17 protein-coding genes are annotated in these 16,137 nt (G+C 49.6%); 5 read left to right on the forward strand and 12 right to left on the reverse strand.

Translation table 11 applies throughout. The annotated features are described in order from the left end of the window. Positions 1-53: 53 nt before the first annotated feature. Complete coding sequence (gene aldA, locus NSQ73_RS15585) at positions 54-1,499, reverse strand: aldehyde dehydrogenase (RefSeq protein ID WP_340987169.1); 1,446 nt, start codon at positions 1,497-1,499, stop codon at positions 54-56. 169 nt (positions 1,500-1,668) lie between these two features. Between aldA and NSQ73_RS15590 the strand changes: the two genes are divergently transcribed. The 3 genes from NSQ73_RS15590 (at position 1,669) to NSQ73_RS15600 (ending at position 4,513) form a co-directional block, all read left to right on the forward strand. Next, positions 1,669-2,418: a (Fe-S)-binding protein gene (locus NSQ73_RS15590; protein ID WP_042137285.1), complete on the forward strand. Its 750-nt coding sequence runs from the start codon at positions 1,669-1,671 to the stop codon at positions 2,416-2,418. Between the two features lie 62 nt (positions 2,419-2,480). After that, complete coding sequence (locus NSQ73_RS15595; RefSeq protein ID WP_445669671.1) at positions 2,481-3,842, forward strand: LutB/LldF family L-lactate oxidation iron-sulfur protein; 1,362 nt, start codon at positions 2,481-2,483, stop codon at positions 3,840-3,842. Then, complete coding sequence (locus NSQ73_RS15600) at positions 3,839-4,513, forward strand: LutC/YkgG family protein (RefSeq protein ID WP_340987171.1); 675 nt, start codon at positions 3,839-3,841, stop codon at positions 4,511-4,513. Before NSQ73_RS15595 ends, NSQ73_RS15600 begins: the two co-directional genes overlap by 4 nt. On the opposite strand, the gene NSQ73_RS15605 is transcribed toward NSQ73_RS15600, so the two are convergent. The 5 genes from NSQ73_RS15605 to NSQ73_RS15625 form a co-directional block, all read right to left on the reverse strand. Beyond that, the gene (locus tag NSQ73_RS15605; RefSeq protein ID WP_042137280.1) at positions 4,510-5,118 is read right to left on the reverse strand and encodes a sugar O-acetyltransferase; all 609 of its coding nucleotides are present in this window, start codon (positions 5,116-5,118) and stop codon (positions 4,510-4,512) included. The genes NSQ73_RS15600 and NSQ73_RS15605 overlap by 4 nt on opposite strands. Before the next feature lie 140 nt (positions 5,119-5,258). Next, positions 5,259-6,494: an MFS transporter gene (locus tag NSQ73_RS15610; RefSeq protein ID WP_340987172.1), complete on the reverse strand. Its 1,236-nt coding sequence runs from the start codon at positions 6,492-6,494 to the stop codon at positions 5,259-5,261. 151 nt (positions 6,495-6,645) lie between these two features. Then, positions 6,646-7,119 carry a MarR family transcriptional regulator gene (locus NSQ73_RS15615; RefSeq protein ID WP_340987173.1) on the reverse strand — a complete coding sequence of 158 codons (474 nt, stop codon included), beginning with the start codon at positions 7,117-7,119 and terminating at the stop codon, positions 6,646-6,648. 48 nt (positions 7,120-7,167) lie between these two features. Next, positions 7,168-7,842, reverse strand: coding sequence for a bacillithiol biosynthesis deacetylase BshB2 (gene bshB2, locus NSQ73_RS15620; protein ID WP_340987174.1), 675 nt, complete (start codon positions 7,840-7,842; stop codon positions 7,168-7,170). 15 nt (positions 7,843-7,857) lie between these two features. After that, positions 7,858-8,739, reverse strand: a complete 882-nt coding sequence (locus NSQ73_RS15625; protein ID WP_340987175.1) for a LysR family transcriptional regulator — start codon at positions 8,737-8,739, stop codon at positions 7,858-7,860. A gap of 113 nt (positions 8,740-8,852) precedes the next feature. Here NSQ73_RS15625 and NSQ73_RS15630 point away from each other — a divergent pair, with 113 nt between their 5' ends. Further along, positions 8,853-10,232, forward strand: coding sequence for an MFS transporter (locus tag NSQ73_RS15630; protein WP_340987176.1), 1,380 nt, complete (start codon positions 8,853-8,855; stop codon positions 10,230-10,232). 82 nt (positions 10,233-10,314) lie between these two features. Here the strand turns inward: NSQ73_RS15630 and NSQ73_RS15635 are convergent, their stop codons facing one another. The 6 genes from NSQ73_RS15635 to NSQ73_RS15660 form a co-directional block, all read right to left on the reverse strand. After that, a complete protein-coding gene (locus NSQ73_RS15635) occupies positions 10,315-11,646 on the reverse strand; it encodes a serine hydrolase domain-containing protein (protein WP_340987177.1) in 1,332 nt (443 codons plus the stop codon). A gap of 99 nt (positions 11,647-11,745) precedes the next feature. Continuing rightward, positions 11,746-12,054 (reverse strand): hypothetical protein, encoded by a 309-nt coding sequence (locus NSQ73_RS15640; protein ID WP_340987178.1) that lies wholly within the window; start codon positions 12,052-12,054, stop codon positions 11,746-11,748. 51 nt (positions 12,055-12,105) lie between these two features. Next, positions 12,106-12,648, reverse strand: a complete 543-nt coding sequence (locus tag NSQ73_RS15645; RefSeq protein WP_340987179.1) for a GNAT family N-acetyltransferase — start codon at positions 12,646-12,648, stop codon at positions 12,106-12,108. A 109-nt stretch (positions 12,649-12,757) separates the two neighbouring features. Continuing rightward, positions 12,758-13,465, reverse strand: coding sequence for a bacillithiol biosynthesis deacetylase BshB2 (bshB2, locus tag NSQ73_RS15650; protein ID WP_336100463.1), 708 nt, complete (start codon positions 13,463-13,465; stop codon positions 12,758-12,760). Between the two features lie 38 nt (positions 13,466-13,503). Next, positions 13,504-13,848 carry a YojF family protein gene (locus NSQ73_RS15655; protein ID WP_042137271.1) on the reverse strand — a complete coding sequence of 115 codons (345 nt, stop codon included), beginning with the start codon at positions 13,846-13,848 and terminating at the stop codon, positions 13,504-13,506. 9 nt (positions 13,849-13,857) lie between these two features. Next, positions 13,858-14,520 carry a TetR/AcrR family transcriptional regulator gene (locus tag NSQ73_RS15660; RefSeq protein ID WP_340987180.1) on the reverse strand — a complete coding sequence of 221 codons (663 nt, stop codon included), beginning with the start codon at positions 14,518-14,520 and terminating at the stop codon, positions 13,858-13,860. 173 nt (positions 14,521-14,693) lie between these two features. Here NSQ73_RS15660 and NSQ73_RS15665 point away from each other — a divergent pair, with 173 nt between their 5' ends. Continuing rightward, positions 14,694-16,121 (forward strand): aldehyde dehydrogenase family protein, encoded by a 1,428-nt coding sequence (locus NSQ73_RS15665; protein ID WP_340987181.1) that lies wholly within the window; start codon positions 14,694-14,696, stop codon positions 16,119-16,121. Positions 16,122-16,137 lie beyond the last annotated feature (16 nt).

Below are 16,137 nucleotides of genomic sequence, written 5' to 3' on the forward strand. Positions count from 1 at the left end.
GCTCCCACACTGCCTGGGAGCATTTATTATATCTGCGAGAATTATGAGTTCATTTAGTTAACTGACTTGTCATACTGTAGATAGACTACGTGCGTCTGCAGATATTCGTTCAGTCCATGTTTGCCGTCGGCACCGCCGATCCCGGACTTTCTCCAGCCTGCATGGAAGCCCTGCATCGCTTCAAAATTCTCGCGGTTAATGTAGGTCTCTCCGTATTTCAGACGTTTGATTACTTTCATAGCGACATTCAGATTCTGGGTATATAACGATGACGTTAATCCGAATTCACTATCGTTGGCAAGCGCGATCGCTTCATCTAGGGTAGAGAACGAAATGACCGGGATAACCGGACCGAAGATTTCATCCTGCACAATCTCCATGTCGTTGGTGGCATTGGTGATGACCGTCGGCTCGAAGAAGCTGCCTGCACCTTCTACCTTTTTACCGCCCAGAGCAATTGTGGCCCCTTCTTGAACTGCCCGGTCCACCTTCTGCTGAACCGATTCTTGTGCGGCTTTATTAATCAGAGGTCCCATATGAATATCCTTGTCCTTGAGCGGGTCTCCGTATTTCACTGCCTTCATAGCTTCAACCAGGCGGGAGGTGAATTCATCCTTAATGGCCTCATGTACATAGACGCGCTCTGCACAGTTACAGACTTGGCCTGTATTAATTACACGGGAATCCACAATCGCTTTGATCGCCAGGTCCAGATCGGCATCCTTCATAACAATGGCCGGTGCCTTGCCCCCAAGCTCCAAACTGACCTTAATGATATTCTCGGCGGCTGCCTCCATCACCTTTTGTCCGGCGGGTACGCTGCCTGTAAGACTGACCATTCCGACCTTCGGGTTACTGGCCAGTTCATGGCCTACTTCTCCGCCTCTGCCTGTTACCAGGTTGAATACCCCTTTGGGCAGACCGGCTTTATCAACAATGCGGCTGAAGGCCACGGCATTGTTCGGGGATTCCGCACTGGGCTTGACGACAATCGTATTGCCCGTAATCAGCGCCGGAGCCATCTTTCTCGCGATCAGGAAGAACGGGAAATTCCAGGGCAGGATGCCTGTCGTTACACCAATCGCCCGTTTAAACACAAAAATATTCTCATTATCACGGTCGCTCTGAACGATCTCCCCTTCATAACGCCGTGCCCATTCCGCCATATAATCCAAATAATCCGCTGTAAAGTTAACCTCTACCGCAGATAATTCCAGTGTCTTGCCTACTTCTTCCGAGATCAGCCTGGCGATGCTATCCGCCTCCGCGCGTATCCCGTCTGCAATGGCATGCAAATATCTGCCTCTCTCGACCGCCGGAGTTTCCTCCCAGGCTGATTGGGCTTCTTCGGCTGCATTAATGGCACGTATGACATCATTCCTTGTAGCCTTGGGAACCTGTGAGATTACTTCATCTGTTGCCGGGTTGGTTACTTCGATCCATTCTTTGCCTTCGGATTCCGTAAATTGGCCATCGATATACATCAAATGCTTGGTCACTGTTTCTCCCCCTCAAGGTAGATTATTACAATTGCCCAACCATAGTGTAAACGCTATCAATATTTATTGTCAATAAGATTCACATTTACTATTTGTTTTTATGTTGTTTTTCATTGACTTCTTGAGTTAAGCTATGAATATAGGGTTACATTGATTGGAGGGATCGGCTGTGAAAGTCAGTATTTTCTCTACTTGTTTAGTAGACCTTATGACCCCGGAGGTTGGTATTGCTATGGTTGAAGTCCTTGAGCGGCTGGGTTGTGAGATCGATTTCCCGGCTTCGCAGGTCTGCTGCGGGCAGCCCACTTACAACAGCGGCTATCTGAAGGATTCGAAGCTCGCCATGCAGAATATGATGCTTGCCTTCGAGAACTCCGAATATGTCGTGGGTCCTTCCGGCTCCTGCATTGCTATGTTCCATGAATACCCGAAGATCTTCAAAGGTGATCCGCAGTGGGAATTGAAAGCGGTTGCTTTGAAGGAGAAATCCTATGAGTTCACGCAGTTCATCGTTAGGGTGCTTGGCGTTACAGATGTTGGTGCAAGCCTTGAAGGAACCGCCACCTACCACCGTTCCTGCCATATGACAAGACTGCTGGGTGAGAAGGAAACTCCATACCAGCTGCTTGAACACGTCAGAGGACTGCAGCTGGAGCCGCTTAAGAACAGCGATAACTGCTGCGGCTTTGGCGGAACCTTTTCGGTCAAGATGCCTGAGATTTCCGAGCAGATGGTAGACGAGAAATGCGGCTGTATCAAGGATACCGGAGCTGATATTCTGATTAGTGCAGATATGGGCTGCCTGCTGAATATCGGGGGGCGTCTGTCCCGCAAGGGTGAGCCTGTCAAGATTATGCATATTGCTGAAGTGCTGAATCAGCATCAGCCTGTTGTTAGCAGAGGAGGAAGCCGGACTTGAGCCTGCAAACCGATAAACGTAATTTCAGCGAACGGACTACAGAAGGCCTTGGGGATTCATTCATGCGAAATGCTGTCGGTTCTGCGCAGGACAGTCTCAAGACGAGACGTCTGTCTGCCGCCACCGCACTAGGGGATTGGGAGCAGTGGCGGAACGTAGGCCAGCTTATCCGCCAGCATACCCTGCAGAATCTGGATTATTACCTGGAGCAGCTCGCTGATAATGTGGAGCGACAAGGCGGCCATATTTATTTTGCAGCTACCAAAGAAGAGGCCAGCAGTTATATACGGGATGTTGTTGTGCGTAAGCAGGCTAAAAAGGTTGTAAAATCCAAATCTATGGTCACGGAGGAAATTGAGCTGAACCATGTCCTGATCGAAGCCGGCTGTGAGCTGATTGAGACGGATCTTGGGGAGTATATCCTCCAAATGGATGATTGGGACCCGCCCTCGCATATCGTCGCTCCCGCACTGCATAAAGACCGGAGACAAATCCGGCGGGTGTTCTCAGAGAAGCTCGGATATACGGGAGATGAAACCCCGGAGAATCTGGCCGGATTCGCCCGGACGGTTCTGCGGCAGAAGTTCCTGGAAGCTGAAGTCGGGATTACGGGCTGTAACTTCGCTATAGCTAATCTGGGAGCGATCAATCTGGTGACCAATGAGGGCAATGGTGATCTTACGGCCGCCATTCCGAAGACCCATATTGCGGTGATGGGTATGGAGCGGATTGTCCCGACCATGGAGGAAATGGAGGTTCTGGATAACCTGCTCTGCCGCAGTGCCGTCGGACAGAAATTAACCAGCTACATTACCGTATTGGGGCCTTCTGCAGCCGGAGAGACAGATGGTCCCGAGGAATTCCACCTGGTTGTTGTCGACAACGGCCGGTCCGATATTCTGGGAAGTGAATTTAACGAGGCGTTGCAGTGTATCCGCTGCGGCGCTTGCCTTAATGTCTGCCCGATCTACCGCCATATCGGCGGGCATGCTTACGGATCAATCTATCCGGGCCCGATCGGTGCGGTAATCACCCCGCTGCTTGGCGGGTACGATGACTATAAGGAGCTGCCGTTTGCCTCCAGTCTGTGCGGTGCTTGTACAGATGTCTGCCCGGTGAAGATTCCGCTGCATGAGCAGCTGATCATGCACCGGCAGAACATTGTCGGGCAGCGAAGAACCGGCGCCGCAGACAGGCTTCAGATGAAAGCGGCCAGCCGGCTGCTGTCCTCCCCTGCCCTATTCGGCCGGACCCTGCGGTTAGCACACTCCGCCAGCCGATTGATGAGTAAACAGGGGCGAATCGTAAGAGGACCCGCCATGATTCACGGCTGGATTCATGCCCGCGACCTCAAGCAGCCCGTCAAGCAGCAGGACAGCTTCCGGGCATGGATGGAGAAACGTAAAGGAGGGTCAGAGCAATGACAATATCCTCGAATAAGGAGGCATTTCTGAATACAATTGCCGCTAAGCTGGGCCGGGAACGTAAGACTAATGTTCAGCGGCCTGTTATACAGGACTTGATTCCGGACAGCTATGGCGAGCTAACTAACGACGATCTGGTAGAGATTCTTAAGGAGCAGTGTTTCTTCATTCACACTCAGGTGATTGAATCGAATCCGGAGATTCTGCAGCGGACCTTGGATGATCTTATAGAAGCGAATGGCGGCGGGCTGGTTATGACTTCCGGAGATCCCCGGTTTGCCGAATACGGGCTGGAGTTCCCGGATGCCGCCGTGTGGGAGGAAGCAGCAGGAAGAGAGGAGAATGTTAGGCGGGCTGAATCAGCGAATACAGCGATTATCTTCGCCGACTGTGCGCTGGCCGAGTCGGGAACGGTTGTGGTAGAGAGCCGCCCGGATCAGGGCCGCTCCCTTCACTTCCTGCCTGCCCATTATATTGCGGTGATTGAGCGGCAGAGGCTTGTGCTCCGTTCTACTCAGGCAGCAGCAGCGTTTAACCGGAGAATTCAAGCCGGTGAGCCGGTGGGCTCATCGATTAATTTCATCTCCGGCCCCTCCAATTCCGCCGATATCGAAATGAAACTCGTGGTGGGTGTGCATGGACCGCTGAGAGCTACCTATGTGCTTATTTAGTAATCCGTAACATCAAATTCTCTGTCCTTATAATAAAATTTCCGGTCTTCTTCAGTGATCTCACGGATAATTCTGCATGGGCTGCCTACTGCTATCACATTATCGGGAATGTCCTTGGTAACCACGCTGCCAGCCCCGATCACTACATTGTTACCTATGGTTACGCCCGGATTCACGATCACGTTGCCACCGATCCAGACATTATTGCCGATCGTTATAGCGATCCCATATTCATAGCCTGAATTCCGGGAATCGGGATGGACGGGATGTCCTGCGGTATAGAGCGATACATTCGGAGCAAACATGACATTATCACCGATGACGACTCTGCCGACATCAAGAATAGTACAGTTGAAATTAGCATAGAAATTATTCCCCACAGAGATGTTGGTTCCATAATCGCAGTGGAAGGGCGCTTCGATATGAATTACCTCTCCTGTCTTGCCGATAATCTTCCGGATCAGTGCTGCTCTCTCCTCTTCTTCATCAGGACGGAGCAGATTGAACTGATGGACCATCAGTCTGGCAGCTGTTCTCTCTTCCGTTAATCCATCCAGCCAAGCTTTATAAGGGAGACCTGCAAGCATTCTTTCTTTCTGGTTCATTGTTTATTCCTGCCTTTTCTTGTAGAGTAATCGGCCGACCTGCACCTCAATCACCACTTATTAAATGACTTGTAATAAGTTATACCATAATTATATAGGAAGAACAAGAGCCCCGCTGATTGGCGGGGCTGCAAGACATTTTACATCGTTACATGCGTTCTCTTGTATAGAACCGGTATTGCCGCTGCGATTAGGATGATCCCCATAACAGCGGGCGCGGAATGACCAAGCGATACATAGATTTGCCCCCCAATGAGAGGCCCGATCATCCTGGCCAACGCCTGAATCGATTGGCTGCCGCCTTGAATCCTCCCTTGTTCGCTCGAATCGACAGACTTGGATAGCATCCCGTTGAACGATGGTCCAAAGATCGAATCACCAAAGCCGAAGATGAACATCCCAACGATGAAAAGCGGATAGAACGCTAAGAGAGACGAGACGGCAATGAAACCATAGCCTATAATTTCCGAGACCATTCCAAGTACGGCGATCTGCTGATCACTTAATTTCTTCAGAAGCTTGGGCATGATGAAGCCTTGCGACAGGATATCCTGGAAGCCCATAATGGAGAACATTAGTCCGATGATTGCCGGTTTCCAGCTGAAGGAATCCATTGTGAATTGTGAGAACACAGCCTGCATAGATCCATTAGGTATCCAGAGCAGGAAGGCGGAAATAAGCAGCCTGTTCAAGTTTTTCATGGAGAGCAGACTGGCCAGCTGTGAGAATGGATTCAGTCTAACAAAGGTAATCTCTTGCAGTCTATTATTCTTGCTCAGACTCTCCGGCATGTAGAAGAATCCGTAGATAACATTCAATAAAGTAATGGCCGCTCCAAAATACATCGGTACAGCATAACCAAACTTGGCAAGTAACCCGCCTACACTCGGGCCAATGATGGTTCCTGCACCTACGACCGCACTCACCCAGCCAAAGTATTTGGTTCTCTGCTCCGGAGGAATAATGTCTGCAAAATAGGCAAAAATCGTGCTGATGCTCCCGCCTGTTATACCTTCTATGATCCGACCGGCGAACAGTACCCATAGAGCTCCTCCTATCCCGAAGACGAAGTACCCGACCGCGGAACCGAGCAGACATAAAATGAGCAATGGACGGCGGCCGTATTTGTCGCTTAGTGCTCCAAGTACCGGAGCCGCAAAAAACACGCAAAATGCATAAACGGAGGTCAGCAGCGTAACCATTACCGCTTGTTCTCCCGGATTATCAGTATACGGCTGCACTAAGAATGGAACGACAGGCGCTATGATAGTGAAGCCTATTCCGCACAGAAATACAGAGATAAGGCCGAAGATTAAAGCGTGTCTGTCTACGGTTTGTTCTGTGTTCTGTGTAGAGTGTGATCTGGATTTGAACATGTAATTCTCCCCTCAAACGTCATGATTATGTTTCCTAGGAAACATAATCATCCTACTGCATTTTTGTTTCCTCGTCAACAAAAATGCAATAAAAAAGACAACCGTTCTCGAAAGAGCCCGGCTGCCTGAGGTTTCATTATGAGTATTCAATTCATTCCGATTTCAAATCTGCACAGAGTTTTGTGATTTCTGTATCCAAATGCCTGCTATACTTCTCAATGAAGTCAAGCATATTGTCATATTGCTCCTCGGTTACCTGCTCGAATACAGCTTTATCCCGCTCGCGGAATTCCTGGTGCAGCTCCTCATGGACTTTGCTGACCGCTTCCCCTTGCTTCGTAAGCCTGAAATAGATTTCCTTCTTGTTATCCGGCTTCTGGTAGCTTTCGATATAGCCCTTTTCCATAAGCTTCTTGGTTATTTTGCTTATAGCACTTCTAGTCATATAAAAATGCTCCGCAAGTATGGTCACGTTGGAATCCGCATTTTGCCCGATATATTCGATGCAATGTACCTCAGAGGGCTTGTACCCCTTAAGACTCTCTTCCATCTTGGATTTATTCAGCCAGCTCAGCTTGTTAAATAAATCCCTGAAATTCATCAGGACCTGTTCTTCTTTGTTCATGGCCTGCCCTCCCGACGCCTTAGTGCATTAACATTATTATTGTAGCACTTATTCCACCTGGTAGGTCCAAAAGGATTCCCGTCCGAACCGGATTTGAATCTCCTCCGCAGTCAGCTCCCGGCTTCCAACAAGCTCCGCCGCTTGATATTGCGAACGGTGGGCCTGAATCGAGGCCATTTTCTTCGCTAGGAATGCAGTCACGTCTACGTTCACATCCGCCGGGCCGATCATCTGCTCATGGTTGCTGGAGAACGCAATACAGTGAACTATTGGCCGCTGCGCAGCCGGGAGCCTGCTGACCGCCCGGATGACAGCTGCTCCGGTGGCATCGTGATCGGGATGGACACTATAGCCGGGATAAAAGGTAATGACGAGTGACGGGGTCAATTCTTTGAGCAGTGCCAAAAGTGTATTGTCCAGGAGCTGCGGGTCTTCGAATTCGATCATTTTATCGTGGAAACCAAGCATCCTTAAATCCTGTATGCCAATCGCACGGCAGGAGGCTATCAATTCTTCCTTGCGGATCTCCGGCAAAGTAACCCGGTTCGCGAATGGCGGGATTCCCATGTTCCGCCCCATCTCCCCTAAGGTCAGACAGGCATAGGTCACCCCGGAACCGCTGTCTATGTATTTCGCCAGGGTCCCTGCAGCAGCAAAGGCTTCATCATCGGGATGCGGAAATACAACTAGAACGCGCTTATGTTCAGCTTGATTAGAATCCATGGATCACAGCCTCCTTCATTCTTCATTGTTTCCATTAAAATATTCAATAACAACGTCACGGAATATCCGTCCAGCCTGTGAAATGTATCGGCTCTTATGCCATAACAAGGCGATTTCCCTGACCAGTCCCTGATCCTCAACAGGGATCAACACTATATTATCCTGGGCATTCTTGGCCGTGCCGGGTATGAAGGCTAAGCCGATTCCGGCTTCCACCAGGGCGACGAGCCTTGCCGGTTCATCCCCTTCATACACATACTGTGGGGTAAATCCTGCAGATTGGCATACGGAGTCCACCAAATCACGAATCCCGTAGCCTTTTCTCACACCGGCAAACCATTCATCCTTTAGCTCTATTAGGGATAAGCTCTGGCGGCCTGCCAAACGGTGCCCCGCTGGAACGGCAACATAGATAGGGTCGGTGCAGACGATTTGACACTCCATATCTTCTCCCCATACCGGAGGTGAGGACAAACAGAAATCGACCTCTCCCCTTCGAAGAAGGGTAATCATCTCCTGCATGGACAGCATTTGTACGTGGAAATGGACAGCCGGCAGCTTTTTGCGGAATTCCCGGAGGATATTAGGCAATGTGCTTGCGGTGGTGACGGCTAATTCAAGTGTATCCGGCTCCAGGCTGGACAAATCTCTAAGCTCCTGCCTCCCCTGCTCCAATTCAAACAAGGCCTTCTCCGCACGCGGAAGGAATCTGCTGCCGGACTCATTTAAACGCAGCTTCCTCCCGGTCCGGTCAAACAGGGGAACCCCAAGATCCTCTTCCAGGCGCTGAATGGTCTTGCTGAGCGAGGACTGAGTCACATGCAACGTAAGCGCAGCCTCGGTCATATGCTCTAAACGGGCCACTGCGATGAAATATTGCAATTGAAGAAGTTCCATAACCCGCCTCCATTCATTCCCTCAAGTCTATGAAATCATAACATAAAATGCGTTGGAGTAAATAATCCATTTCAAGTACGATATCCCTAACGCAATTATAGGGGGAAATTACAATGAATACCCGCAGCTGGTGGTTAATGATATCCGTCGGGCTGGGAATCCTGCTAAACCCGCTCAACTCTTCAATGGTCTCTGTGGCTATACCACGATTACAGCATCAGTTCCAGCTTGATTACACTGTAGTCTCCTGGATTATCTTCTCATTCTATATTGCCAGCGCGGTTGCTCAACCTGTCATGGGCAAAGCCAGTGATATATTCGGACGCAGGACCATCTTTCTTACCGGGCTGGTTATCGTCTTCGTTGCTTCTATATTAGCTCCTTTGGCCCCGGGCTTCGGGTGGCTGATCGTATTCCGGATTGTACAATCCGTTGGTACCAGTATGGTGGTGGCGGTAGGAATGGCTATTGTACGGGTGCATATTACGGAGAAGCAGGCTACCGCGCTGTCTGTTCTGTCTATGTTCACATCGGGAGCCGCAGCCATTGGGCCTTTTATCGGAGGGGTACTGATTCACTTATGGGGCTGGTCGTCCATCTTCTTCATCAACGTTCCCTTTGTGACGGCAAGCTTTGTGTTAGCCTGGAGGACTATTCCGAAGGACCAGCCGCTGGCTGCCGCTGCCAATAAGCTGTCTATGCGCCAATGGATGAACCGTATGGATGTAGCTGGTATTCTGCTATTCTCTGTAGGTCTGGTTGCCTTGCTAGCTCAACTGCTGTCTGCCAAATCCTCCGGACATGTCTCCTTATTCAATGTTATAGCCGGCCTGGCCGGACTAGTTCTCCTTGCAGTCTTCGTGCGGCATGAGCTCTTCGCCAAATCACCCTTTATTCCGCTGCGGACTTTCGCGAGCTATCCGGCGCTGACTTGGGTCAATCTCCAGTTCATGCTGGTTAATCTTCTGTTTTATTCTGTCTTTTTCGGCCTGCCGTCTTACCTGCAGCTGGTTCGTCATGTCAGCGAGTTCCACACGGGAATTCTTATGTTAAGTCTGGGTTTATGCTCACTGGTTGTCTCTCCGCTGGCTGGGAAATGGATTGATGTGTCAGGTCCAAGGCCCGCCATGGTAGTATCCGCAATCCTTATGACACTCGGATCAGTATGGATCGTGATGTTGAATCCGTCATCTCCGTTGATCAGCATATGCCTCGCTCTGGCGGCCTTCGGAATCAGTAACGGATTGAACAATGTCGCGATGCAAGCCGCCTTGTTCAACAGTTCCCCCAAAGACATCATCGGCGTATCCTCCGGATTATTCAGTACGTCCAGATACTTCGGGACCATCCTCTCTTCGTTGCTGATCGGCATCGTGATGGGGAATCAGTTCAGCTTCGGCGGATTCCGGGTCCTTGGGATCATCCTCACCGTTGTTGCCCTGTCTCTGGTATACATGGGCTGGCGGCGTATGGATTCAGTGCAGCAACTATAGAATCTTATAAAAAGGCTCCTCCGCAGTCCTTCTGACTGTCGGCGGAGCCTTGATAAGTTCATATTAAGTATCTGCAAAACGTCTATGCTTCTGTCATAAGCCCCTTCAGCCTGTCTGAAACCGATTCACTATCAGGGAAGATTGCGGCGGCACAGGTAAGAACGCGGATAGCTTCTTCATGGTGGCCCCTCCAGCTTAAAGTATCCGAAACGCGCACAAATTCAAAATCTGCGGAATAATAGTTGTCCTGCTCCAAACTATTGATACGCTGGTATTCTTCGAGTGCCTTATCGACTCCATTGGTTACAGCAACCATGGCAACGAGATGTGCCATCGACTGCTTGAGCTGACTGACATCCGAACCCAGCAGCAAATCAAGGATTGGATGGGTCACGCTGCCCAGCCATACATAGTCACAATTGGTCATTATAGAGATGCCTATATTTTCATCCGGGAACAGGATCAGTTCACTCAGAAAGCCGGTATCCCATCCGGAATGCGAGAGAATCCGGGACCCTTTATACTCATCCAGGAACCAGCCCAGCCCGACCTGCTCATGCTCAGGGCCCCAGCCTGTAGCCATGGTAGGATTCCACATCAGATCATAGCTGCCGGGCTGTAAAGCGTTATACCGGTCCTTGGCCTTCCCCTGAATCAGCTGCATCAGCATATATTGGCACATATCTTGGGCATTGGTATACAGCGTGGAACTGGGGGCATGCGCCCTGTTGTATGGAAACACCTCACTTACACCAGGGCCGTACTCTGCTGAATTCTTCAGTACATGAGGAGCGGCCAGAGCCGTTTCCACCTCCTGCTTCAGAAATGAACTGGATGTCATCCCCACCGGTTCAAGAATATGCTCATTCATATATTGCTCAAAGCTCAGACCGCTGACCTTGGCGATCAAATCCCCCAGAATCTCATAAGCGATATTACTATAAGCAAAATGAGTGCCGGGTTCGCTCAGCAGCTTGTGACGGCTGACGCTTTTCACGTACCGTTCGAGACTCTCTTCATCGTATTCAGGCCGGTCCCAGGCATAATCCTCTTCATCCGGCATGCCGGAGGTATGGTTGAGCAGCTGCCCTACAGTAATCTGAAGATAACGTTCATCCTCCATTTTGAAATAAGGAAGATAGTTCTTGACGGGCGAATCCAGCTCTACCTGTCCGCGTTCCACCAGCCGCATAACCGCTGTAACTACGAATGTTTTGGAGACGGAGGCTTGATGAAATAAAGTGCTGCTATCCACTGGCTCACCTGTCGCCACATTGGCTGCTCCATACTCACCTGTGAAGATAACCTCGTTATCTTTAACAATGCCTATAGCTAATCCCGTAAACGGTCCATTCTCAACAAAATCGGTTAACATCTCGTGCAGCGGACTTACTCTAGTCTTAATATTATTCATACAATTGCCCCCTAAATGTGCCGTATTCATTGAATAAATATAACATCACCTGGGGTTACTTAATGTGTAATAAACAGATTAACCTGAACTTTCCCTAAGCTACCCTTCAACCACGTCAGCCCGCAGGGCGGTGGCAACCTCGAGCAATACAGGAACTACGGCTTCTGTGGAAAGGGCTACGTACAGATCTCCCATGTACAACCGGAAAGGAAACTCCATCCCTTCATAGCTCCACATGAAAAAGTCACCCTCAATGGACATCGTGCTCTCGGGCCCTTTTACGGTTAAGACTTGTGAGTACGAGAAATCGGGTTTGTCTGCAAAATACTGTGTGCACTCTTCCAATGTAATAGCTTGCTCTGCATTGCCTTCCTGCATAGAACGGGTAATACGCAAACGCTGACTCATAGATGAACCTCCGGAATTAAGAATATGAATGCTATGACTGCATTGCTTCTGTTAGATAAGATCTGACGGATTGAGAATGGCCAGAATCTGATGATCCTCCCATACTCCCCTGATTTTCACGTTGCGCTGGGCAATTCCCTCCTTGTGGAACCCGGCATTCTCCAGCACACGGATCGATCCGGGATTTGCGGGGGAAGCTTCCCCTGTGATCCGGTGGAGCTTCAGCTCCTCGAAGGCATAGTGTACTACTTGCTTCACAGCCTCTGTCATGTAGCCTCTTCCGTTATAATCCTTATCCAGGCTGTACCCGATCATGCAGCTCTGCAGCGGTCCCCGCACCACAAAAGACAACCCTACGGTGCCGATAATCCGGTGATCCGCCTTATGGAATACCAGGAAATCGTATCTTTCGTCCTCTTCCCTGTCTTCCTTATACTGTGCAATCTTGTCGCGCTGGTACTCTTCCGTATAGAACTCATCAGGAATATCAGGCGAATGTTTCTCAAAAAACTCCCGGTTGCGCTTGTACATCGCTGTAAGCTCACCGGCATCGGTGTCCTCAGGGAAGCGGACGTACACTTGTTGTTCAGTCATCTGTAACACTCCTATCGAGCTAAATTCATCACATAATTCACTGCATCTTCGAGATTCACTGCAATATAGTCCGGTTCGGTAACGGAAACTTGTTCTATGTACTTAGCACTTATGTCTGCGCACACAGCAATTCTCCAATCCGGTTAGTCGTATCATGCTCCTCGAATGAATAGGTCCAGAACCGTTCTATGCCGAACTTGCTACGGATAATATCATCTGTTATATCACGGCCGCCAAGAAGCTTGTCTGCTTGGAACTGGGAGCTGTGCGATAGAATAGACTTAATCTTCACAGCGAGGAATGAGGTCACATCTATAGTTACATCCGCTTTCCCGATCATCTTCTCATGATTGTTAGAGAAAGCGGAGCAATGTACAACTGGCCTTTCTGTCAGAGGTAACCGGGCAATGGTGCGAATAACAGCAGCGCCGGTGGCATCATGATCAGGATGGACACTGTACCCCGGATAAAAGGTAATGACTATCGACGGAGCCAGTTCCTGAATCAGCTTCATAATCTGACTATCCAGTAGATCCGGGTCTTCGAACTCGATCATTTTATCATGGAAGCCGAGCATTCTTAAGTCTTGAATACCTATTGCCTGACAGGACGCAGCGAGCTCCTCCTTACGGATCGCCGGCAGGGTAACCCGGTTCGCGATTAATGGAACCCCCATGTTGCGGCCCATCTCGCCGAGTGTCAGACAAGCATAAGTAACCTCAGCACCTTCTTCAATGTACATAGCCAAGGTTCCGGATACAAAGTACGCCTCATCATCGGGATGGGGAAGTACAACTAAGATCTTCTTATTGTCCATAGGTCTGCTATTCACGGTTGCTTGATCCTCCATTTGCCTTAAAAAGGGTTCCGGCTAAGCTGCAGCGCTACAATCAGCTTGCCTTGATTATCATGTCCGGCCAGGATTAGCCGCTCAGTTTCGTTCTCATCCACATGGGTAAGCCCTTCCGCATAAATCCAGCCCTGCTCTGTCTTCAGGCCTACCCGGTAAGGACCTGTTCCCGAAATTGAGCCGTGCGTGTAGCGGATAAGTGCATTACTAATGAACGCCGATCCCGGCGGACGCGAACTGTCAATGTGACTGGCATAAGCACCAGTTGTGAGCTCCAGATGTATATAAAGGTCCTGACCGGTGAACCGGTCGATTTGGGTTTGGATGTCTTTGGGGTGAATTAGCTGCATATTGTCCTCCTACAGTGTACGATTGTATTTCTCTGCGACATAATTAATGACCGGAATGATAAGATGATCCTCGATGAGCCCCATCTTCTCCGGGCGGAACAACTGAATTTTCTTAAACTGATAGTAGTCCGTCAGCACCTGCTGTATGGAGGTCTGATTCTGCAGTAAATACTTCGTATTCATAATCTCGCGCAGCAGCAGCTCATCTTGAAGCAGAATGAATCTTTCGTTGACAGGCTGGAATATGCCTTTGTCTATACCATGACGGTAGAATTCCAGCGATTGCTGCTCGCGCTGCAATAGTGCCGACCTCAGGCTGTCGGACAGCTCCGGATAAGCGCTCTGCAGCTCCTTCAGGAATACCTCAGATATTTTACCGGCGAGCGAAACTGACTGCTCAAACAGCTGCTGAAAAGAAACCCCGAATAATTCTCCCTCCACCTGCACGGAAGGAAGCTTCAATTGATCTATGTAGTCCACAAAAATGTACACTACACCAGCAATGACCTCTTCTTTAGAGGAGAAGTGCTTGTACATAGTCGCACGGCTGACATCCATCAGTTTCGCGATTTCTTCCATTTTCAGCTGCTGGAAGCCATCCTTCATAACGGCTGGAATGATTTTTTTCAATAGCTTGCTTTGCGCCTGGGACTTCTTTGGGTCTAAGGACATACTGTTTTTTCCTCCTGTTGGCCAGTGAACCCATTATACATGAAAATCACATAGCAAGAAACAAAATATACTTTGTAGACACTTTATGCTTTATTTGTTTACTTTGATTACTTATCGTGATATTATTTCCTCGTCTTCATACTATCCCATCTTAAGAACAGGAGAATGTCTACATGTTTACATTGGATCGCATGTATGTGAATGGCGAGTATATCGAACCGCAAGGGAAGGAGATTCAGCGGCTGATCAACCCGGCTACCCAAAAAGTGATAGGTCAGGTTGTACTCGGTAATGAAGAGGATGCCCGACTGGCTATTGCTGCGGCTAAGGAAGCTTTTGCAACCTTCTCTCAGACTTCTGTGGAAGAGCGCAGTGAAATGCTGCAGCGGCTGCATGATGCTGTTATGGCAAACATGGATGCAATGGCGGAAGCGAATATTATGGAATATGGCGCTCCGATAAAATCAGCCATCGGCCGCGTGAAGCTGGCTGCTGCTAATTTCCTCGATACGAAGCAGGCGCTGGACAACTTTGAGTTTGTCCGTTATATCGCTTCTGCCAAGGTAGTCTCTGAGCCTGCCGGTGTCGTCGGGATCATTACGCCCTGGAATGCAAGTTATTCACAAATCACGGCGAAGCTTGCGGCTGCCATTGCTGCGGGATGTACGGTTGTCATCAAGCCGAGTGAGCTTAGTGCCCTGCAGACCGAAAGAATTACGGAAGCCTTCCACCATGCAGGACTCCCCAAAGGAGTCATTAATGTCGTGAATGGTTACGGTCATACCGTGGGTGCTGAATTCACCCGCAATCCGGATGTGGCGCTTATTTCTTTTACCGGATCGACCCGTGTCGGCAAAGAAATCCTGAAAGGTGCAGCAGAAACGCTGAAACGGGTTACGTTGGAACTCGGCGGTAAGTCACCTAACATAATTCTGGATGATGTCGATTACACCAAAGTGATTCCAGTAGCGGTAGCTCAAGGATTTATGAATAATGGGCAGGCTTGCGTAGCAGGTACACGCCTTCTTGTTCCGGAGCATCGTCTCCAGGAAGTGAAGCAGCTGGCACAATCAGCTATCGGGGCAGTGAAGATCGGCAATCCCTGGGAGGAAGACACGGTGCTTGGCCCTATTGTTACGGAGAAGCAGTTCCTGAACGTACAGCGCTATATTCAGACGGGTATTGATGAAGGCGCAGAATTGGTGACCGGAGGCACCGGCCGGCCTGCGGGGTTAGAACATGGTTATTTCGTTAAACCTACCCTGTTCGTAAATGTTACGGAGGACATGACGATTGCCAGAGAGGAAATCTTCGGACCCGTATTAGTGGTTCTCACCTATAAGACCGTGGAAGAAGCGATTGCTATCGCCAATAACACCAACTATGGGCTTGGGGCCTATGTGCATTCCACGGACCTGGATCAGGCCAACCGGGTTGCCTCCAGAATTGCTGCAGGTGTTGTGAGCATTAATGGTGCCAGCCCGGAAATGAAAGCCCCCTTCGGCGGTTACAAACAGTCCGGGCTTGGCAGAGAATACGGGGAATATGGTATTGCGGAATGTCTGGAGACGAAGACGATTACGGGCCACGGTATACAATAATTACAATTGCTCAAGG

Origin of the sequence: Paenibacillus sp. FSL R10-2736, from assembly GCF_038000245.1 — a bacterium.
Taxonomy (GTDB): domain Bacteria; phylum Bacillota; class Bacilli; order Paenibacillales; family Paenibacillaceae; genus Paenibacillus_AQ; species Paenibacillus_AQ phytohabitans.